The 20,362-nt window shown below is 58.6% G+C and carries 18 protein-coding genes; 13 read left to right on the forward strand and 5 right to left on the reverse strand.

Annotated features, from left to right (window positions below):
• Positions 1-2 precede the first annotated feature (2 nt).
• The gene (locus tag RRF55_RS18810; RefSeq protein WP_004174025.1) at positions 3-2,132 is read right to left on the reverse strand and encodes an intracellular growth attenuator family protein; all 2,130 of its coding nucleotides are present in this window, start codon (positions 2,130-2,132) and stop codon (positions 3-5) included.
• A 320-nt stretch (positions 2,133-2,452) separates the two neighbouring features.
• Here RRF55_RS18810 and nudE point away from each other — a divergent pair, with 320 nt between their 5' ends.
• On the forward strand, positions 2,453-3,013 hold the full coding sequence (gene nudE / locus RRF55_RS18815; RefSeq protein ID WP_002920321.1) for an ADP compounds hydrolase NudE: 561 nt from the start codon (positions 2,453-2,455) through the stop codon (positions 3,011-3,013).
• A 53-nt stretch (positions 3,014-3,066) separates the two neighbouring features.
• Here the strand turns inward: nudE and mrcA are convergent, their stop codons facing one another.
• Positions 3,067-5,625 carry a peptidoglycan glycosyltransferase/peptidoglycan DD-transpeptidase MrcA gene (mrcA, locus tag RRF55_RS18820; RefSeq protein WP_130974868.1) on the reverse strand — a complete coding sequence of 853 codons (2,559 nt, stop codon included), beginning with the start codon at positions 5,623-5,625 and terminating at the stop codon, positions 3,067-3,069.
• A gap of 118 nt (positions 5,626-5,743) precedes the next feature.
• On the opposite strand from mrcA, the gene RRF55_RS18825 reads away from it, so the two are divergent.
• The 12 genes from RRF55_RS18825 (at position 5,744) to trpS (ending at position 15,694) form a co-directional block, all read left to right on the forward strand.
• Positions 5,744-6,544 carry a hypothetical protein gene (locus RRF55_RS18825; RefSeq protein WP_032415760.1) on the forward strand — a complete coding sequence of 267 codons (801 nt, stop codon included), beginning with the start codon at positions 5,744-5,746 and terminating at the stop codon, positions 6,542-6,544.
• Entirely contained in the window at positions 6,528-7,061 is a 534-nt protein-coding gene (locus tag RRF55_RS18830; RefSeq protein ID WP_032415759.1) for a PilN domain-containing protein, read from the forward strand. The genes RRF55_RS18825 and RRF55_RS18830 overlap by 17 nt, the downstream gene beginning before the upstream one ends.
• Positions 7,051-7,479 (forward strand): HofO family protein, encoded by a 429-nt coding sequence (locus RRF55_RS18835; RefSeq protein ID WP_004151403.1) that lies wholly within the window; start codon positions 7,051-7,053, stop codon positions 7,477-7,479. The genes RRF55_RS18830 and RRF55_RS18835 overlap by 11 nt, the downstream gene beginning before the upstream one ends.
• Positions 7,469-7,852, forward strand: coding sequence for a HofP DNA utilization family protein (locus RRF55_RS18840; protein WP_004889465.1), 384 nt, complete (start codon positions 7,469-7,471; stop codon positions 7,850-7,852). Before RRF55_RS18835 ends, RRF55_RS18840 begins: the two co-directional genes overlap by 11 nt.
• Positions 7,785-9,029: a DNA uptake porin HofQ gene (hofQ, locus tag RRF55_RS18845; RefSeq protein WP_004174030.1), complete on the forward strand. Its 1,245-nt coding sequence runs from the start codon at positions 7,785-7,787 to the stop codon at positions 9,027-9,029. Before RRF55_RS18840 ends, hofQ begins: the two co-directional genes overlap by 68 nt.
• Before the next feature lie 270 nt (positions 9,030-9,299).
• A complete protein-coding gene (gene aroK, locus RRF55_RS18850; protein WP_002920267.1) occupies positions 9,300-9,821 on the forward strand; it encodes a shikimate kinase AroK in 522 nt (173 codons plus the stop codon).
• A 55-nt stretch (positions 9,822-9,876) separates the two neighbouring features.
• Positions 9,877-10,971: a 3-dehydroquinate synthase gene (aroB, locus tag RRF55_RS18855; RefSeq protein WP_002920264.1), complete on the forward strand. Its 1,095-nt coding sequence runs from the start codon at positions 9,877-9,879 to the stop codon at positions 10,969-10,971.
• An 84-nt stretch (positions 10,972-11,055) separates the two neighbouring features.
• Complete coding sequence (gene damX, locus RRF55_RS18860) at positions 11,056-12,342, forward strand: cell division protein DamX (protein WP_064153061.1); 1,287 nt, start codon at positions 11,056-11,058, stop codon at positions 12,340-12,342.
• Positions 12,343-12,420: 78 nt separating this feature from the next.
• Positions 12,421-13,248 (forward strand): adenine-specific DNA-methyltransferase, encoded by an 828-nt coding sequence (gene dam, locus RRF55_RS18865; protein WP_002920260.1) that lies wholly within the window; start codon positions 12,421-12,423, stop codon positions 13,246-13,248.
• A 17-nt stretch (positions 13,249-13,265) separates the two neighbouring features.
• Complete coding sequence (gene rpe / locus RRF55_RS18870) at positions 13,266-13,943, forward strand: ribulose-phosphate 3-epimerase (RefSeq protein ID WP_002920259.1); 678 nt, start codon at positions 13,266-13,268, stop codon at positions 13,941-13,943.
• Complete coding sequence (gene gph, locus RRF55_RS18875) at positions 13,936-14,697, forward strand: phosphoglycolate phosphatase (protein WP_130974869.1); 762 nt, start codon at positions 13,936-13,938, stop codon at positions 14,695-14,697. The genes rpe and gph overlap by 8 nt, the downstream gene beginning before the upstream one ends.
• Positions 14,690-15,694 carry a tryptophan--tRNA ligase gene (gene trpS, locus RRF55_RS18880; RefSeq protein WP_130974870.1) on the forward strand — a complete coding sequence of 335 codons (1,005 nt, stop codon included), beginning with the start codon at positions 14,690-14,692 and terminating at the stop codon, positions 15,692-15,694. The genes gph and trpS overlap by 8 nt, the downstream gene beginning before the upstream one ends.
• Positions 15,695-15,766: 72 nt before the next feature.
• Here the strand turns inward: trpS and cysG are convergent, their stop codons facing one another.
• From cysG to nirB, 3 genes are all read right to left on the reverse strand, one after another.
• A complete protein-coding gene (gene cysG / locus RRF55_RS18885) occupies positions 15,767-17,140 on the reverse strand; it encodes a siroheme synthase CysG (RefSeq protein WP_002920252.1) in 1,374 nt (457 codons plus the stop codon).
• A 153-nt stretch (positions 17,141-17,293) separates the two neighbouring features.
• Positions 17,294-17,620, reverse strand: coding sequence for a nitrite reductase small subunit NirD (nirD, locus tag RRF55_RS18890; protein ID WP_002920249.1), 327 nt, complete (start codon positions 17,618-17,620; stop codon positions 17,294-17,296).
• Positions 17,617-20,160 (reverse strand): nitrite reductase large subunit NirB, encoded by a 2,544-nt coding sequence (gene nirB, locus RRF55_RS18895; RefSeq protein ID WP_002920243.1) that lies wholly within the window; start codon positions 20,158-20,160, stop codon positions 17,617-17,619. The genes nirD and nirB overlap by 4 nt, the downstream gene beginning before the upstream one ends.
• Positions 20,161-20,362 lie beyond the last annotated feature (202 nt).

A 20,362-nucleotide genomic window follows, 5' to 3' on the forward strand; every position in this document is an offset into this window, starting at 1 on the left:
AATTAATCTTGCGAGTCAGATGAGGGGAGCAAAACCGGATTAAGGCAGCTTTCGTAATATTTCTGAATCTCTTCCATACGCTGACGATGGCGTTGATAACGACGCAGGGCCTGCACGGCGTGGTAAGCCATGCACCCCACCATTGACAGCAGCAGCAGGGTGATGCCCAGATAACGCCACAGGCCGCTGCGGTCGGGGATGCGATGCAGGTTGATATGCTGCGTGCCGTTGGCGTCAGTAAACAGGTTGGTAACGATACCTTCGGCATGGAAGGGGGTATGCATGAGCATACCGGCCAGCCGCCGCAGTTCGCCCCACTGCTCATGGGCCGGATAATCATACAGACTCACCGCCGGCCACGGCTGATTGACCAGTACGCTGCCCTCATCGCTGGCGATAAGAAAACCGCCGGGAGCCGGGCTGTTCAGCGCCTGCGCGGCCCGCGAGGTTTCGCGTATCACAAAGGGCGCGGTTGAGGTGGTCACCAGATTCTCCAGCGACTCGGCGCTGACCGGCCGCAGCAGCACGTTCACGCCATCCAGCTTGCCGGCGGTGGCGCGCTTGGTTAACGTTTCCCAGTTACGGGTATTGCCAAGATTGACCAACGCATTCTTCAGCCGCAGGCAATCATCCTTTGCCGAGCAGAGATCGTTAGTTTTCTGCACGATATCGCCGAAATCATCCAGTAGCACCATGCCTGATTTCTGAATGGCGGAGCGTAGGGCAGGGCTGACGCGGGAATCATCGTCGGTTTCCGGGTGCAGCTGGCGCTGGACGGACTGCATCAGGGCGGTCGCTTTGCTGACAATGTCAGACTCCGGCAGCGGCAGAGGAGGGGCGTCGTTCCACACAATCTGTGAACAATCGAAAGGCAGGAACGGCGAATCCTCTTTGGCGGACCAACTGCCCGGCGTGCGGATATTACACATCCCGGTACCGGTCAGGCGCAGCGTATCGCCAATGCGCACATGGGCTTTTTCCAGCTGGCTGACGGTAGTGGCTTCAATCGTTTGCGCGCCCTTGAGCCACGACAGGGTGAACTTAAACGGCATATTCAACGGTACGCTGGCCCACAGCATAATCACCACCACCAGGGCGCCGGCGGCGATAATCGCGCTGCGTAGCCAGTACTGCAGCGGGAAGTTTTTCACTTCATCATGAAGCGACAGGTAGCGTCCCTGACGGGCCACGTGGCGGTTGAGATAGATATCAATATCGGTCTGCTGCCCCAGGTCCTGGGCAATCCAGGGTTGCCAGTGGCGCGGATAGATGAGATCGATAATGCCCAGCGAGATGTTATTGATCTGCTCCTGATCGTTTTCGCCAAACAATCCCCAGCGCTTAGGGACGCCCCGCAGGCAATGGATTTCGCGCAGCGCGGCGCGACGCGGCGGGGCATAAATCCCCCACAGTCCGGCGGCGAGCAGCAACAAACCTGCGGCGACCAGCCAGGGGGTAAAGACAGCTGGCCCAATCAGGCTGAAATAAAAGAACAGAAAGGAGGCGACGATCAGGATCGCTTCGCGCAGCCCGTCCGGGCGATTCAGAGCGTGTTCTTCAGGCGTTTCCCGACGGATCTGCCGCAACTCTACCTGCTCGCTCTCTTCGCCGCGAATGGAGGCCTGGGTGGCCGAAGCGCGTTCCAGGGCGTAGCTTTGCGCTTCCTGGCGATAGTCGCTCAGGCTATGACCGTTAAGGGTGATAACCAGCGGCAGGCTGTCGGTGGGGATCAGCTCGACGCTGTTTTCATCGTTGATATGCTGTTCCCAGAACGGCGGCAGATGAACTTCAACCGAATCGAGGAAATAGCGCCATTTATTCGGCGCGTCGGTGGTGATCCCGTAGCGGGTGATGGCGCGTGTCACCGCATAGACGGTATCACTCTGTTCGTTCAGCGCCAGAGCGACAGGCGCGCTGGTCGCACCGGACGCCGGCACCTGCTGGGCGTGGCTCAACTCGGCAACATACTTCTCAATAGCCTGGCGCTCATCCGCAGGAAGCTGCCGCGTGGTAGCGTCGCTAAAGGCGTGCAGTAGGGGGAGTCGGCGGCGTCTGGCGTGAGCGCGATACCACCATCCGATGAGCAATACGCAGATTAGCAGAGCTGTAAGGAATATCAGAAAGGTGCCCATGCCCATCCCATCAAAGTTATTTTTTTCTTACGAAATCGTCGGTGAACGTGAAGACTAACGTCAAGCTGCAGTGTTAGCGGCGCACCTGCTTACAGGGTAGTGAATATGTCATGCAGCAGCGCACAAGCTTACCAAAAACGTTAAAGCGCAGAAATCGGTAAATTCTCAAAGCGAATTCAAGCTATTGACTTTTTTATCTTTATTACTTTTCCCCCTGCAGGGAAAAGGTTACAACTCTGTAAATAAGTAGCAATTTGGATTGCCGAAAGCGTGTTGCGTATCGCACAATGACTGCTTAATCACAGCATAGACCGATGACAATGAGCAAATCATTACAAAAACCCACCATTCTCAATGTTGAAACTGTCGCCCGTTCGCGCCTCTTTAATGTCGAAAGCGTCGATCTGGAGTTCAGCAACGGTGTGCGTCGCGTTTATGAACGTATGCGGCCTTCCACCCGTGAAGCGGTGATGATTGTGCCGATTGTGGATGATCACATTATTTTGATTCGTGAGTATGCCGTGGGGACGGAGTCCTACGAGCTGGGCTTCTCCAAAGGGCTGATTGATCCAGGTGAAACCGTGGATGAAGCGGCCAATCGCGAGCTGAAAGAAGAGGTTGGCTATGGCGCCAATAAGCTGACGTTTTTGAAGAAGCTCAGTATGGCCCCCTCCTACTTCTCCAGCAAAATGAATATCATGGTGGCGGAAGATCTCTATCCGGAGTCACTGCCGGGCGATGAACCTGAGCCGCTACCGCAGGTGCGCTGGCCGCTGGCGCAGCTGATGTCGCTGCTGGATGAAGAAGATTTTAACGAGGCCCGTAACGTCAGCGCGCTGTTTTTAGTGCGGGAATGGCTGCAGGCCCAGGGCCGACTCTGAACGAGCGTCCACGCTAAGCAGCAATAAAAAAGCGCCCGCAGGCGCTTTTTTTGTCAGAACAATTCGTGGGTTTCACCGCCGCCGTCAGTCAGGGTGGTGCCCACCTCACGGACTGCCTGCTGGGTGGGCTGGGTTCCTTCAATAAAGTACTCCGCCCGGCTATTGCCCCCGTTCGCCAACTGACCGGTGCTGCGGTCGATATTCACCGTGACGATACCCGGCGGCGGAGTTAACGGTTCTTCCGGAACGCCTTCCAGCACGCTCTTCATAAAGCTGTCCCAGGCCGGCTGGGCGCTTTTGGCACCGCCTTCATAGCCAGAGATCTGATCTTTAATCGCTCCGGAGGCGGTGGTCCGGCCAAGATCGCGACGATGATCGTCAAAGCCGATCCAAACCGAGGTCACCACGCCCGGTCCGTAGCCTGAGAACCAGGCGTCCTTCGAGCTGTTGGTGGTCCCGGTTTTCCCACCGATGTCATGCCGCTGCAGATCGCGTCCGGCGCGCCAGCCGGTGCCCATCCAGCCCGGCTCGCCAAAGATGTTGCTGTTCAGCGCGCTCTTGATCAGGAAGGCCAGCGGTGTGTTAATCACATGCGGCGCGTATTCCTGTGCGCCGCTCTGCGAGACCAGCGACTGGTTGGCCTGCTCCAGCTGCGGCTGCGGCGGCACGTTGCCATTCTGCGGTTCCGCGGAGGTGGCGACATCTTCCACATCCTTGTTTTCCAGCACGTTGGATTTTGGCGTATCGCCGTAAATTACCGGTAAATCACACTGCGGACAGGCAATTTTCGGACGCTCCTCGAAGAGGACCCCGCCCTGATCGTTCTCAATCTTACTGATAAAGAAAGGATTGACCAGGAAGCCGCCGTTGGCCATCACCGAATAACCGCGAGCGACCTGCAGGGGCGTAAAGGAGGCTGAGCCCAGCGCCAACGATTCCGTGTGGACAATGTTCTGCGCCGGGAAGCCAAAGCGCTGCAGATACTCGGCGGCGTAGTCTACGCCCATGGCGCGCATAGCGCGCACCATCACCACGTTTTTCGACTGCCCCAGGCCCTGGCGTAAACGAATCGGACCGGCATACTGCGGCGGCGAGTTCTTCGGCCGCCAGTCGGAACCTGCGCCCGCATCCCAGCGCGAGATCGGCACATCGTTGAGCATACTTGCCAGCGTTAAGCCTTTATCCATCGCGGCGGTATAGAGGAACGGTTTAATGTTGGAGCCGACCTGGCGCAGCGCCTGGGTGGCGCGGTTGAACTTGCTCAGGTTAAAGTCAAACCCGCCGACAAGGGCAATAATCGCGCCGTTTTGCGGGTTAATGGAGACCAGCGCTGAGTTGACGTCCGGGAGCTGGGACAGCCACCAGCTGTCACCCACCTTGCGTACCCAGATCTGCTGCCCGGCCTGCACAACGTCGTTGACTTTACGCGGGGTCGCCCCTTGCTGCGTATCAGAGATAAAGCGACGGGCCCAGCGCACGCCCTCCATCGTCAGCGAAACGGAGTCGCCGTTAGCCAACAGCGCGACAGCCTCCTGGGCATTCGCGGAGGTGACCACCGCCGGGAAAAGCGGACCGTAGCCAGACTGACGCTTCAGCGAATCGACGATCTTCTTCGTCTCCCACGGCGTTTCGCCGACTTTCCACAGTACGCTGGCCGGGCCGCGGTAGCCGTGACGCATATCGTAATCCAGCACGTTATTGCGTACCGCCTGCTGGGCCGCCTGCTGGTTTTTGCGGGTAATGGTGGTGTAGACCCGATAACCGTCTTCGTAGGCCTGCTCGCCGTAGCGATTCACCATCTCCTGGCGCACCATTTCACTCAGGTAAGGGGCGGAGAAGGCGATTTTCGGCGCGTGATAGCTGGCGTCGATGGGTTCGCTGCGCGCCTCATCGTATTGCGCCTGGGTGATGTACCCTTCGCTCAGCATACGCGACAGCACCACGTTGCGACGGGCGGTCGCGCGATCCATCGAATAGAGCGGGTTAAAAGTGGAAGGCGCTTTCGGCAGACCGGCAATCACCGCCATCTCACTCAGGGTCAGCTGGTCGATAGGTTTGCCAAAATAGACCTGCGCCGCGGCGCCGACGCCATAGGCGCGGTAGCCGAGGTAGATCTTGTTCAGATACAGCTCAAGGATTTCATCTTTATTCAGCAACTGCTCGATGCGGATGGCCAGAAAGGCCTCTTTAATCTTACGCATCAACGTCTTCTCGGGGCTGAGAAAGAAGTTACGCGCTAACTGCTGGGTGATGGTGCTGGCGCCCTGGGAGGCGTGGCCTGAAAACATCGCCACGCTGGCGGCGCGGAAAATACCTACCGGATCGACGCCGTGGTGCTCATAGAAGCGGCTGTCTTCGGTGGCGATAAACGCTTTCACCAGCTCGGGGGGAATTTGCTGCAACGTCACAGGGATACGGCGCTTTTCGCCGTACTGCGCAATAAGCTCACCGTCGGCGCTATAGACCTGCATCGGGATCTGCAAACGCACATCCTTCAGGGTTGCGACGTCGGGGAGTTGCGGCTCTATGTATTTGTAGAGGCCAAAAATCGAGCCTGCTCCCAGCAGTACGCAACAGACTGCAAGGATCAATAGATACTTTACGAACTTCACCGGTGTTTTCCCATTTAGTTTTATTTGGGCAGTTTATAAACAAACGCGCGGTAGTATAAAGGCAAGCCAGGTGCATTGATATAGCCGGGCAGTTTTGCCGGATAAGGAGATCGTAAGCATGGCTTTCAGAAACTGGCGGCTTGGAATGCATATCCAACAGGATAGCATTGCCATTGTCGCGCTATTGCATGAACGTTCACACTGGGCGCTGCGCCGCTGGTGGCGTATCCCATTGCCGCCGGGGCTGGTACGTCAGGGAATGGTGGCGGACGTCAGCGCACTCGGTTCGCGGCTGGCCGCCTGGCGGCGGGAGCTACCGGCGCAGCATCAGGTTAGTATCGCCTTTCCCGCGGTGCGCACACTGCAAAAGCGTCTTCCGTATCCCCAGTTCGTCCTGCGGGAGCGGGAACAGGCGATGTGGGTAGCCAGCGCCATGAGCCAGCAGCTGGCAATGCCTGCCTCCGCGCTATGTATTGATTATGCGCCCACCTCGCGGGATGACGGCTGGCAGGTTACGGCGGCGCAGCGGCTGGATATCAATGTTCTGCGGGAGCTGGCAGGGCGGCTGCGGCTGCGGGTGGCGGCCATCGTACCGGATGCCAGTGCGCTCGGCGCCTTTTTCCCCTGGATGACTGCGGCAGACCAGGGCCTGGCGTGGCGGGATGAAAAGCGCTGGCTGTGGGCGACCCGTGAGGCCTGGGGCAGTGACGCCTGCGCTGATGTCGGGTCCTTAAGCCAGCTGGCGGGGCAGCTTCAGGTTCCGCTGCGCCTGTGTATTGACGCGGGCGATGAGGCCAGTCGCTTTGATGTCTGGCAAGTGATTCACCGTCGGCAGCCCCCGCTGCCAGCCGATGGCGATCGTTACGCCATTGCCCTTGGGCTGGCGCTGGGAGGCGGGCGGCATGACGCATGTCGTTAATCTTCTTCCCTGGCGCGACCTGCGTCGCCGTCAGCGCCTGCGCTACGTCCTGTTGTTAACCATCGGCATTGTGCTGCTGGGCGGGATGGGCCTGCTGGTGAGCCGAACGGCGCGTCTGCAGCGCGACTTCCTGGCGACGCTTCACACGACGGCCGACGCGCAGCTGCTCGCTTCGCTTAAGCAGCGCGAGCAGGCGATGCGTGAGGCGTGGCAGCAGCATCAACGGCAGCGCCAGCAGTACCAGCGCAGATCGGCGATCGCCGCCTGGCAACCCAGGCTGCAGGCGCTGGCGGCAGATCTGCCCGCGCAGGCGTGGCTGACGCGGCTGGAGTACCAGGGCGTACTCCTCACGCTGGACGGCCTGGCCCTTAACCTGCAGGCGTTAACCAGCGTGGAGTCTGCGCTGACTCGCGTCGCGGGATTCGCGCCGGCAAAAGCCGGCGGGACCCAGCGCGACGCCGAAGGGCGTTGGCAGTTCAGTTTTACCCTGACGGGAGCGCGCGCTGATGCGGATTAACCTTCGGGGCGCCTGGACGGGGCTGCCGATCCTGCTCGCAATGGGGCTGTCGGGAGGCGGCGTGGCGCTCTGGCGCGATCTGCGCCCGCCGCAGGCGGCGGTAACCCGTGATGCGGCGTTGCAAACGCAGTGGCGGCGGATCATGGCGCTGCGCATCCCCGGCGAGGAAAATCCCGGGGCGCGCATCGACACGCAGTCATTTTCGCCCATAGCCATTCCGCTCTCCGGAGCGAAGCTTATCGCCTGGCGTCCGCAGGGAAGCGGCGGCGAGATGGAGCTGACCCTGTCCTGGTCAACGGTACCCGCGCTTTTTTCCTGGCTGGCGCGCTGCGGGATGAATCCGCGTTCGTTTTCGCTGGGCCGTGAGGCGCAGACGCTCCGCCTGCGACTGCTGCTGGAGGCGGAAGATGAGCGGTAAACGCTGGATCTTCCTGTGGCTACCGCTGTCGCTGCTGGCGGCCGAGCGTGACCCTTTCCAGCCGGTTGAGGATCCCTGCCGCACGGCGCAGCTTTCGCAATGGCGCTATGGCGGGGCGGTTGGGGATGATGCTGGCTGGACGGGGTTTCTGCAGGATGGGAACGGAAAGTGGCGACGGGTACGCATGGATGAGCAATTGCCCACGGGCTGGCGGGTGAGCCGGCTGACGGCCGGTGAGCTGGACATCGTCACGTCTTCGGGATGTGAACCGCCAGCGTGGCGCTGGCAACGTGAAGGGAAACAACATGATGCGATGGATAAGCCTGCTGCTTCTGCTGCTGCCGCTGGCGGTGGCCCCCGCCGCCCGCAATGATAAACCGGTTTCGCTGGTGATTGACGATGCGCCAGTGGCCCAGGTGCTGCAAGCTCTGGCCGAAATGAACCATAAGAACCTCGTCGTCGCGCCGGACGTCAGCGGCACGCTCTCCCTGCGTCTGCAGAAGGTTCCCTGGAGCCAGGCGCTGCGGGCGGTAGCGGATAGCGCGGGTCTCTCTTTGCAACAGCAGGGGACGGTCATCTACGCGCACACTCAGGCCTGGCAAAAGGCAAATCAGGCGCAGCGTGAAGCCGAACAGGAGAAACGCCTGCAGAACCTGCCCCTGCAGGCGGAGAGCGTGACCCTGCACTTTGCCGACGCTGAGGAGCTGGCTAAAAGCGGCGGAAAGCTGCTCAGCGCCAGGGGACACCTGATGGCGGACAAGCGGACTAATCGGCTGCTGATCCGCGATGATGCCCGGCACCTGCCGGCGTTGAAGGCCTGGGCGCAGGAGATGGATCTGCCGGTCGGCCAGGTGGAGCTGGCCGCCCATATCGTGTCGATGAGCGAAACCAGCCTTCGTGAGCTGGGGGTGAAGTGGCGGCTTGCGGAAGCCGGAAGCCCGCCAGGCTCCGGGCAAATCACCACCCTAAGCAGCGATGTATCGGTAAACGATGCCAGCACCCGCGCAGGGTTTAACATCGGCAAGATCAACGGTCGCTTGCTTGAGCTGGAGCTATCCGCGCTGGAGCGCAAGCAGCAGGTCGAAATTATTGCCAGCCCGCGTTTATTGGCCTCCCACATGCAGCCTGCCAGCATCAAGCAGGGAAGCGAGATCCCCTATCAGGTTTCCAGTGGCGAAAGCGGCGCCACTTCGGTGGAGTTCAAAGAGGCGGTGCTGGGCATGGAGGTCACGCCGACGGTGCTGCAGCAGGGAAGAGTGCGGCTTAAGCTGCGAATAAGCGAGAATACGCCAGGCCAGGTGCTGAAGCAGGAAAACGGCGAAGCGCTGGCCATCGATAAGCAGGAGATAGAGACCCTGGTGGAAGTTCGCAGCGGCGAGACTTTAGCGTTGGGCGGCATCTTTTCGCAGAAAAACAAAACCGCCCGCGACAGCGTCCCGCTGCTTGGCGATATCCCGGTACTGGGACGTCTGTTTCGTCGTGACGGGAAAGATAATGAACGTCGCGAACTGGTTGTCTTTATTACGCCACGGATTCTGGCAGTACGTTAAGCAGGTTTTTCATGCTAAACACGTTTCAGGTGTTTGACGTGAGGACGGATTTAGCATACAAGGGGTACCGATTTGAGAGTCGGGTACGACATCAATCCTCCCTTTATTGTCCGGCGATTTTATTCAGTTGCCAAACCAGCCGGAGTATTGAGATAATTTTTAGTCTGACTCTCGCTCTATTGCATATGAGGTTTCAGTTCATGCCCTGCGGCGCTGGGTGTCTGCGAAGCGGGTTTATCATTAACGAATAGTCTTAGTAGTACCGAAAAAATGGCAGAGAAACGCAATATCTTTCTGGTTGGGCCTATGGGTGCCGGCAAAAGCACTATTGGGCGCCAGTTAGCCCAACAGCTCAACATGGAATTTTACGATTCTGATCAAGAGATTGAGAAACGCACTGGCGCTGATGTGGGCTGGGTCTTCGATGTTGAAGGCGAAGAAGGCTTCCGTGACCGTGAAGAGAAAATTATCAATGAGTTGACGGAAAAACAGGGGATTGTGCTGGCGACTGGCGGCGGCTCTGTAAAATCCCGTGAAACGCGTAACCGTCTCTCCGCCCGCGGCGTGGTGGTCTACCTGGAAACTACGATCGAGAAGCAGTTGGCCCGTACGCAGCGCGATAAAAAGCGTCCTTTGCTACAAGTCGATGCGCCGCCTCGTGAAGTGCTGGAAGCGCTGGCTGACGAGCGTAACCCGCTGTATGAAGAGATCGCCGATGTGACTATCCGCACAGACGATCAGAGTGCGAAAGTCGTCGCGAACCAGATTATTCATATGCTGGAAAGCAACTGATTCTGGCTTAATAAAAGTGCGTCAGAGTAATAGTCATTGAGGTGGATGTCGCGTTATGGAGAGGCTTACTGTTACCCTCGGGGAACGTAGTTACCCGATTACCATCGCGGCTGGTTTGTTTAACGATCCAGCTTCCTTCCTGCCACTCAAGTCGGGCGACCAGGCTATGCTGGTCACCAACGAAACGCTGGCGCCGCTTTATCTGGATACCGTCCGCTCTGCGCTGGAGCAGTCAGGGGTCAACGTTGACAGCGTCATTCTGCCAGACGGCGAGCAATACAAAAGCCTGGCGGTGATGGATACCGTGTTTACTGCGCTGTTGCAAAAACCACATGGCCGCGACACCACTCTGGTGGCGCTTGGCGGGGGGGTGATCGGTGATTTAACCGGTTTCGCCGCGGCAAGCTATCAGCGCGGCGTGCGTTTCATCCAGGTCCCTACCACCCTGTTGTCGCAGGTCGACTCGTCGGTCGGCGGCAAAACCGCAGTGAACCACCCTCTCGGCAAAAACATGATTGGCGCCTTCTGGCAGCCGGTTTCCGTGGTAGTTGATCTTAACTGTCTGAAAACTCTGCCGAAGCGCGAGCTCGCTTCCGGACTGGCTGAGGTCATCAAGTACGGGGTGATCCTGGATGGTGAATTCTTCAGCTGGCTGGAAAACAACATTGATGCGCTGCTGGCGCTGGACGATACCGCCATGGCGTACTGCATTCGCCGCTGCTGTGAACTGAAAGCGGAGGTTGTGGCAGCCGACGAGCGTGAAACCGGGTTACGTGCTTTACTCAATCTTGGACATACCTTCGGCCATGCTATCGAAGCGGAAATGGGCTACGGTAACTGGCTGCATGGCGAAGCGGTGGCGGCAGGTATGGTGATGGCGGCACGCACGTCCGAACGGCTGGGGCAGTTCCGCGCGCAGGATACTCAGCGCATTATCGATCTGCTCAAGCGTGCAGGCTTACCGGTACGCGGCCCGCAGGAAATGAGTGCGCAGGCGTATTTGCCCCATATGATGCGCGATAAAAAGGTACTGGCTGGCGAAATGCGGCTGGTGCTCCCGCTCGCAATAGGAAGCAGCGAGCTGCGCGGCGGAGTGCCGCACGATGTGGTTCTTGGCGCGATTGCTGATACTCAGCAGGCGCAACAATAAGAAGGTCTGGCCGCGTTCGCGCGGCGTTATCATTTCGGGTGATGTGCAATAATCGTGAGCATAAGCCTTTTAGTGGGGTGTTAAATGGATGATTTCAAACCAGAAGACGATATGAAAGCCGATCGCAACGATCGTCGTGCTGGTCGTTCCCGTCAGTCTTCCGAGCGTGATGCCGAGCCGCAGATCAATTTTGACGATGTTGATCTTGATGCCGATGAAGGCCGTCCGACGCGCGCTGGTAAGGCCCGTCGCGAGCGTGAAGAGGAAGAGTTCGAAGAAGAACTGGATGCGCAAGACGAGGAGATGCTCGAAGAGCAGCCTGTAGAGCGTCGTCCGCGCAAGCGTAAAAAAGCGCCGGCCAAACCGGCCTCCCGCCAGTACATCATGATGGGTGTGGGGATTCTGGTGCTGCTGCTGTTGATCGTGGGTATCGGTTCCGCACTGAAATCGCCATCCTCTTCCAGCCAGCAGACCGCTTCCGGCGAGAAGAGCATTAATCTGTCTGACGACCAGTCCGCCAGCATGCCTGCTGCGGGCCAGGACCAGACTGCCGCCGCTAACAGCACCTCACAGCAGGACGTAACGGTACCGCCTATTGCCGCGAACCCGACGCAGGGCCAGGCAGCGGTTGCGCCGCAGGGCCAGCAGCGTATCGAAGTTCAGGGCGATCTGAACAATGCGTTGACCCAGCAGCAGGGCCAACTGGACGGCGCCGTGGCTAACTCGACGCTGCCGACTGAACCGGCTACCGTCGCGCCAATCCGGAATGGTGCCAATGGCACCGCGGCGCCGCGCCAGGCGACCGAGCGTCAGACAGCAGCGACCCCGCGTCCGGCTGAACGTAAGCATACCGTTATCGAAGCGAAGCCGCAGTCGAAGCCACAGGCCGTGGCGAAAACGCCGGTAGAATCGAAGCCGGTCCAGCCGAAGCATGTTGAAAGCACGGCGACCACCGCTCCGGCGAAAACGTCCGTCAGCGAAAGCAAACCGGTGGCCACCGCTCAGAGCAAACCGACCACGACGACCGCAGCGCCAGCGGCAACGGCAGCTGCGGCAGCGCCGGCAGCGAAGAGCGGGAAGACGGCAGGTGACGTCAGCTCAATGAAAACTGCGCCGTCGGGTCACTATACTTTGCAGCTCAGCAGCTCCTCTAACTACGACAACCTCAACAACTGGGCGAAGAAAGAGAAGCTGGATAAATATGTTGTCTATGAAACGTCGCGTAACGGCCAACCATGGTACGTGCTGGTGAGCGGTATCTATGCATCGAAAGATGAAGCGAAACGTGCTGTCACCTCGCTGCCGGCGGACGTGCAGGCGAAAAATCCATGGGCAAAACCGCTGCATCAGGTTCAGGCTGACCTGAAATAATGCCGTGGGGTAGTCTTAAGCGCAGGATGCTGTCGGAGCTTTCTCCACAGCCGGAGAACGTGTAATTAGTTAGGCAGCATGAAAAAGAATCGCGCTTTTCTGAAGTGGGCAGGGGGAAAGTTCCCCCTGCTTGACGATATTAAAAAGCATTTGCCGGAAGGCGAGTGCTTGATCGAGCCCTTTGTGGGCGCCGGGTCGGTATTTCTTAATACCGACTTTTCTCGTTATATCCTCGCGGATATCAACAGTGACTTAATCGGCCTGTACAACATCGTCAAACTGCGCACCGACGAATACGTCGCCGCCGCCCGTGAGATGTTTACCCCGGAAAATAACGTCGCTGAGCGCTACTACCTGTATCGTGATGAATTTAACCAAAGCCAGGATCCGCTGCGTCGCGCGGTGCTGTTCCTGTATTTGAACCGTCACGGCTACAACGGCCTGTGCCGCTACAATCTGCGCGGCGAGTTCAATGTGCCGTTTGGCCGTTATAAAAAGCCCTATTTCCCCGAAGCTGAGCTCTATCATTTCGCCGAGAAGGCGCAAAACGCCGAGTTTTACTGCGAATCTTACGAAGAGTGCATGCAACGTGCGGATAGCCGCACAGTGGTGTATTGCGATCCGCCCTATGCGCCGCTAACGGCGACGGCGAACTTTACCGCCTACCACACCAACAGTTTCAACCTGGAACAACAGGTACTGCTGGCGCAAAAGGCGGAATCGCTGATGAAAAAGCGCATCCCGGTGCTGATTTCCAACCACCGCACGCCGCTGACGCAGGAATGGTATAAAAACGCGGCAGAAACGCATATTGTGAAGGTGCGGCGCAGCATCAGCAGCAACGGTGGTACGCGTAAAAAGGTGGACGAGCTATTAGCGCTCTACCGTCCGCCTAAGACCAAATAAATTTCAAGGAGATGCGGATGAAGCAGTATTTGATTGCCCCTTCGATTCTGTCGGCTGATTTTGCCCGTCTGGGTGAGGATACCGCGAAGGCGCTGGCGGCGGGTGCGGATGTCGTGCACTTCGACGTTATGGACAACCACTACGTGCCAAACCTGACGATTGGCCCGATGGTGCTGAAGTCACTGCGTAATTACGGTATTACCGCGCCAATCGACGTTCACCTGATGGTGAAGCCGGTCGACCGCATCATTCCTGATTTTGCCGAAGCCGGCGCCAGCATTATCACCTTCCATCCGGAAGCCTCCGAACACGTCGATCGCAGCCTGCAGCTTATCAAAGAGCACGGCTGTAAAGCGGGCCTGGTGTTTAACCCGGCGACGCCGCTGAGCTACCTCGATTACGTGATGGATAAGCTGGACGTGATCCTGCTGATGTCGGTTAACCCGGGCTTTGGCGGCCAGTCCTTTATTCCCCAGACGCTGGATAAACTGCGTGAAGTGCGCCAGCGCATCGATGCGTCCGGCTACGACATCCGCCTCGAAGTGGATGGCGGCGTGAAAGCCAGCAATATCGGCGAAATCGCCGCGGCGGGTGCGGATATGTTTGTTGCCGGTTCGGCGATCTTCGGTCAGCCGGACTACAAGCAAGTCATTGATCAAATGCGTAGTGAATTAGCGAAGGTGAGTCATGGATAAATTACAGGCGATCCGCGGCATCGCATTTGATCTCGACGGCACGCTGGTGGACAGCGCGCCGGGTCTAACCTCGGCGGTTGATAACGCCCTTTACGCCCTGGAGCTGCCGGTGGCGGGAGAAGAACGCGTTATCACCTGGATGGGTAACGGCGCCGATGTCCTGATGGAGCGGGCGCTGACCTGGGCTCGTCAGGAGCGAGCAACGTTACGTGCGGCGATGGGCAAGCCTTCCGTCGACGATCATGATATTCCGCAAGACGAGCAGCTACGCATTTTGCGTAAACTGTTTGACCGCTATTACGCCGAAGCGGCGGAAGAGGGCAGTTTCCTGTTCCCGGCGGTGGCCGATACGCTCGGCGCGCTGCATGCCAAAGGCCTGCCGCTGGCGCTGGTTACCAATAAGCCGACGCCGTTTGTCGCCCCGCTGTTGGACGCGCTCGATATTGCGAAATATTTTACCGTGGTGATTGGCGGCGATGACGTGCAGAATAAAAAGCCGCATCCGGAACCGCTGCTGCTGGTGGCGGAAAAGCTCTCTCTGGCTCCAGCCGAGCTGCTGTTTGTCGGCGATTCGCGCAATGATATTCAGGCGGCCAAAGCGGCAGGCTGCTGCTCTGTTGGTCTGACCTACGGTTATAACTATGGTGAACCGCTTGCGCTGAGCGAGCCGGACTATCTCTTCGACCAGTTTAACGAACTCTTACCCGCTCTCGGGTTACCGCACAGTGAAACTCAGGAATTGAAACATGACTAAGCCCATCGTTTTTAGTGGCGCACAGCCCTCAGGTGAACTGACCATTGGCAACTATATGGGTGCGCTGCGTCAGTGGGTAAACATGCAGGACGATTACCACTGCATCTATTGCATCGTGGACCAGCACGCCATCACCGTGCGCCAGGATCCGCAGCAGCTGCGCAAGGCGACGCTGGACACCCTGGCGCTGTATCTGGCCTGCGGCATCGACCCGCAGAAAAGCACTATCTTCGTGCAGTCGCACGTGCCGGAACATGCCCAGCTAGGCTGGGCGCTGAACTGCTACACCTATTTCGGCGAACTGAGCCGCATGACTCAGTTTAAAGACAAGTCAGCGCGCTACGCGGAGAACATCAACGCCGGTCTGTTTGATTATCCGGTACTGATGGCCGCTGACATTCTGCTGTACCAGACCAACCAGGTTCCGGTGGGCGAAGATCAGAAACAGCACCTTGAGCTAAGCCGCGATATCGCCCAGCGTTTTAACGCCATCTACGGCGATATTTTTAAAGTGCCTGAGCCGTTTATCCCTAAATCCGGCGCGCGCGTGATGTCGCTGCTGGAGCCGACGAAAAAGATGTCCAAGTCCGACGACAACCGCAACAACGTCATCGGCCTGCTGGAAGATCCGAAATCGGTGGTCAAGAAGATTAAACGTGCGGTCACCGACTCCGACGAGCCGCCGGTAGTGCGTTACGATCTGAAAGAGAAAGCGGGCGTCTCCAACCTGCTGGATATCCTCTCCGCGGTTACCGGGAAAACTATTCCTGAGCTGGAACAGCATTTTGAAGGCAAAATGTATGGCCACCTGAAAGGCGAAGTCGCCGAAGCGGTATCGGGCATGCTGATTGTCCTGCAGGAGCGCTATCACCGTTTCCGTAACGACGAAGCGTTTCTCAATCAGGTGATGAAAGACGGTGCGGAAAAGGCCAGCGCGCGGGCTTCTCAAACCCTGAAAGCGGTATACGAAGCGATTGGCTTTGTCGCCAAGCCGTAAGCGACGCAACAGCTAAAAGGGCGGGATGCTATCCCGCCCTTTTTTATGCCTGTCACTTTATGGGAGGCAAGGTTAATGGTTCGAAAACCAGTTCAGTTTATCCCGCAGACCGACCACGCGGCCGACGATGATCAGCGCCGGGCTGGCCATCTGCTGCGCCAGAATATCCAGTTGTCCTAAGGTGCCGCTGACCACTTTTTGCGTCACAGCGGTGCCGTTCTCGACGATGGCGGCGGGCATATCTTCAGCCATGCCGTGAGCGATAAGCTTCTCGCGGATCGCCGGCGCCTGGTTCAGACCCATGTAGAACACCAGGGTTTGCTTCTCCACCGCCAGGTTCGCCCAGTCCAGCTCGCCGCCGGTTTTCAGGTGGCCAGTGACCAGGCGGACGCCCTGCGCGAAATCGCGGTGGGTCAGGGGGATCCCCGAATAAGCGGAGCAGCCGGAGGCGGCGGTAATGCCAGGCACAACGGAGAAGGGGATGCCCGCCTCGCAAAGCGTCTCCAGCTCTTCCCCTCCGCGGCCAAAGATAAAGGGATCGCCGCCTTTCAGCCGGACCACGCGTCTTCCTTTTTGCGCTTCGCGCAGCAGGATCTGGTTGATCTCCTCCTGCGGGACGCAGTGGTAGCCTGAGCGCTTGCCGACGAACACCCGATCGGCATCGCGGCGCACCAGATTCATGATGTCATCGGAGACCAGCCGATCATAGACCACCACGTCAGCCTGCTGGATCTGCTGCAGGCCTTTGAGCGTGAGCAGCCCGGCGTCACCGGGGCCGGCGCCAACCAGCACCACCTCGCCGCGATGCTCCAACGGCTCCGTCAGCAACTGCTCAGTGGTATCCGCGACTGCCTGCCGATCGTCATTAGCCAGCGACTGCGCCAGACGGTCGTTAACAAACAGCTTCTCCCAGAAGCGGCGACGCTCGCCTACGGTGGCAAACTGCTGCTTAACCCGCGCGCGCAGATGGCCGGCATAGCGGGCCAGCTGGCCGAGATGCAGGGGCAGAATTGACTCCAGTTTCTCGCGCAGCAGGCGCGCCAGAACCGGTGATGTCCCGCCCGAGGAGACGGCGACCATCAGCGGCGAGCGATCGATGATCGACGGCATGATAAAGCTGGCCTGGCGCGGGGCATCCACCACGTTACAGAAGATACGCCGCGCTTCGGCCGCCTCGCTAACCTGCTGGTTGACCGTCTCATCATCAGTAGCGGCGATGGCCAGCCAGCAGTTATCCAGCAGCGAGGGGATAAACTCCCCCTGCACCAGAGTTAGCATCTGTGAATCAGCCCACACCTGAAACTGGGGCGTGAAGTCGAGCGCATTGACCGTGACGTTAGCGCCAGCATCCAGCAGCAGACGGGCTTTGCGTTCGGCGACATCCCCGCCGCCAACCAGTAAACAATCGCGCTGGCGCAACTGGCAGAATATGGGTAAGTGATCCACAGAATAACCTCATAAAAATAAGGGGTAGAAAACGAGTGGTCGTAGAATAGCAGCAAAGGTAATACAAAACATGCGACATATCCCGCACTCATGCGCTGTCGGTCAGAACTGTTACTTATATCTCCCCCCGTGGCCGGGGGGAGGGAGAAGGACTTACGCTTTAAGCTGAACGTGTCCGTCTTTCACGCGAGCGTCGAAGCGGGCGATAGAGTGGCTGGCATCTTCCATGCACAGGCCGTCGCTTAGACGGAAGCGCTGTTTTTTCAGCGGGCTGGCGACCCATAGCGCGCCGTCATGCTCGGCGATAATCCCGCGAGACAGTACGCTGGCGTTGAAGAACGGATCAATGTTGCTGATGGCGAATACTCTGTCGTCATGGTAGGGACGGAAGATCGCCACCTGCTGCTGACCGAGCAGGGCGCAGACGCCGGTGGCCGGCAGGATGTCGTCGATGCTGCAGATATTTACCCACTGGCTCATGCTTTTTCCTCCACCAGAGTAACCGGGATACGCTCATACGGCGTGGCCGGGCGGTGCTGGTCACGTTCCGGCACCACCTGAACGTTCGGGTCGCGCTGGTCGCTGTTGATAAAGTGTTTGAAGCGGGTCTGCGCCGCCGGGTTGTTGACGGTCTCGGTCCACTCGCAGGCGAAGGCGGCGCGCAGGCGAGCCAGTTCTTCTTCCAGATGGTCGTTCAGACCGAGCTTGTCATCGATGATGACGCTGCGCAGATAGTCGATACCGCCTTCCATATTGTCCAGCCACGGGGCAGTGCGGGTCAGCTTATCGGCGGTGCGGATGTAGAACATCATAAAGCGGTCGAGATATTTGATGAGCGTATCGCGATCGAGGTCCGCGGCCAGTAGATCGGCGTGACGCGGTTTCATCCCGCCGTTACCGCACACGTACAGGTTCCAGCCTTTCTCGGTGGCGATGATCCCGACGTCTTTGCCCTGAGCCTCGGCACATTCGCGGGTGCAGCCGGAGACGCCGAACTTCATTTTGTGCGGGGTGCGGATGCCTTTGTAGCGGTTTTCCAGTTCCACGCCGAAGCCGACGCTGTCGCCAACGCCGTAGCGGCACCAGGTGCTGCCGACGCAGGTTTTCGCCATTCGCAGCGCTTTGGCGTAGGCGTGGCCGGTTTCGAATCCCGCTTCAATCAGCTGCCGCCAGATCTCCGGCAGGTCGTCTTTCTGCGCGCCAAACAGGCCGATGCGCTGAGAGCCGGTGATTTTGGTGTACAGATTGAATTCACGCGCGATACGGCCCACGGCGACCAGCCCTTCCGGCGTGATTTCGCCGCCAGCTGAGCGCGGGATCACCGAATAGGTACCATCTTTCTGAATGTTGGCGAGGAAATTGTCGTTGCTGTCCTGCAGCGGCGTGTGCTGCGGCTTGAGGATGTACTCATTCCAGCAGGAGGCCAGCAGGGAACCGACGGTCGGCTTACAGACTTCACAGCCGTAGCCCTGACCGTGTTTTTCCAGCAGTTCGTCGAAGGTTTTAATGCCTTCCACGCGGATCAGGTGGAACAGCTCCTGACGGGAGTAAGCGAAGTGTTCGCACAGATTGTTGTTGACCTCAATGCCCTGTTTCGCCAGCTCGGCGTTGAGCACCTGAGTGACCAGCGGAATACAGCCCCCGCAGCCGGTCCCGGCTTTGGTTTCCGCTTTCAGCGCCGCCACGGTGTGGCAGCCTTTGTTGATAGCGGCGATCAGGTCGCCTTTGCTGACGTCGAAGCAGGAACAGATCTGCGCGCTGTCCGGCAGTTTATCCACGCCGATGGACGGCTTGCCGCTGCCGGCGTGGGCCGGGAGGATCAGCGAATCCGGGTTTTCCGGCAGCTCGATGGCGTTGAGCACCAGCTGCAGCAGATTGCCGTAGTCGCTGGTATCGCCGACCAGCACCGCGCCGAGCAGCGTTTTGTTGTCGGCGCTGACGATCAGGCGCTTATAAACTTCTTTGCTTTCGTCGAGATAGACGTAGCTACGGGCGCCCGGCGTGCGGCCGTGGGCATCGCCGATCCCGCCCACGTCCACACCCAACAGCTTCAGCTTGGCGCTGAGGTCGGCGCCGGTGAAGCTATTTTCACTGCCGAGGAGATGGTCGACGGCCACCTGGGCCATTTTATAGCCGGGGGCGACCAGACCGTAGACACGGTTGTTCCAGCTGGCGCATTCCCCGATGGCATAGATATCCGGATCGGAGGTCTGGCAGCTATCGTTGACCATGATGCCGCCGCGCTGGGCGACCGCCAGCCCGCACTGGGTGGCCAGCTTATCGCGCGGGCGGATCCCGGTTGAGAAGACGATGAAATCGACCTGCAGCTCGCTACCGTCGGCGAAGTGCATGGTTTTGCGCGCCTCGGTGCCCTGCTGAACAATCTCTTTGGTGTTTTTGCTGGTGTGAACTTTCACGCCCATGCTTTCGATTTTGCGCCGCAACTGCTCGCCGCCCATCTGGTCGAGCTGTTCGGCCATCAGCATCGGCGCGAATTCGATAACATGGGTTTCCACGCCGAGGTTTTTCAACGCGCCGGCCGCTTCCAGGCCGAGCAGGCCGCCGCCGACTACCGCGCCGCGTTTGCTGCGGCGGGCGCAGGATTCGATGGCGTTAAGATCTTCAATAGTGCGATAGACGAAGCAATCCTGGGTTTCCGCGCCTTTAATCGGCGGGATCCACGGGTATGAGCCGGTCGCCATAATCAGCTTGTCGTAGAACACGGTACGCCCGGCGCTGGAGTGGATCACTTTCTCCTGGCGGTTGATGGTGATCGCCCGTTCGCCGACCAGCACCTTGACGCCGTGTTTCTCATAGAAACCTTCGCGTACCAGCGACAGTTCTTCCGCAGTGTGATGGGAGAAATAAGACGACAGGTGGACGCGGTCGTAGGCGATACGCGGTTCTTCACAGAACACGGTAATGTCGAACTGTCCGGCAGGCGCCTTATCGAGAAGCTCTTCGATAAAGCGATGGCCAACCATGCCGTTACCGATAATAGCGATTCTGACTTTGCTCATTTTTGCCTCGATTTCTTTTCTATTACCGCCTACCTTAACGATTCAGCCATCAGGCTTATTGATGCAAATCAATGACAACTTCACCTACCACTTAATGAGTATGCGTTTGATTTGTCAGTATTTTTATAAGTCATGGAAAACGCTGACTTTTCCTTTTTGCTGATTTTGTGTACAAGAATTGGGTAAGCCGCGATTGGGGTTA

The sequence above is a fragment of the Klebsiella sp. K47 genome, assembly GCF_051858335.1.
GTDB lineage: Bacteria > Pseudomonadota > Gammaproteobacteria > Enterobacterales > Enterobacteriaceae > Klebsiella > Klebsiella pneumoniae.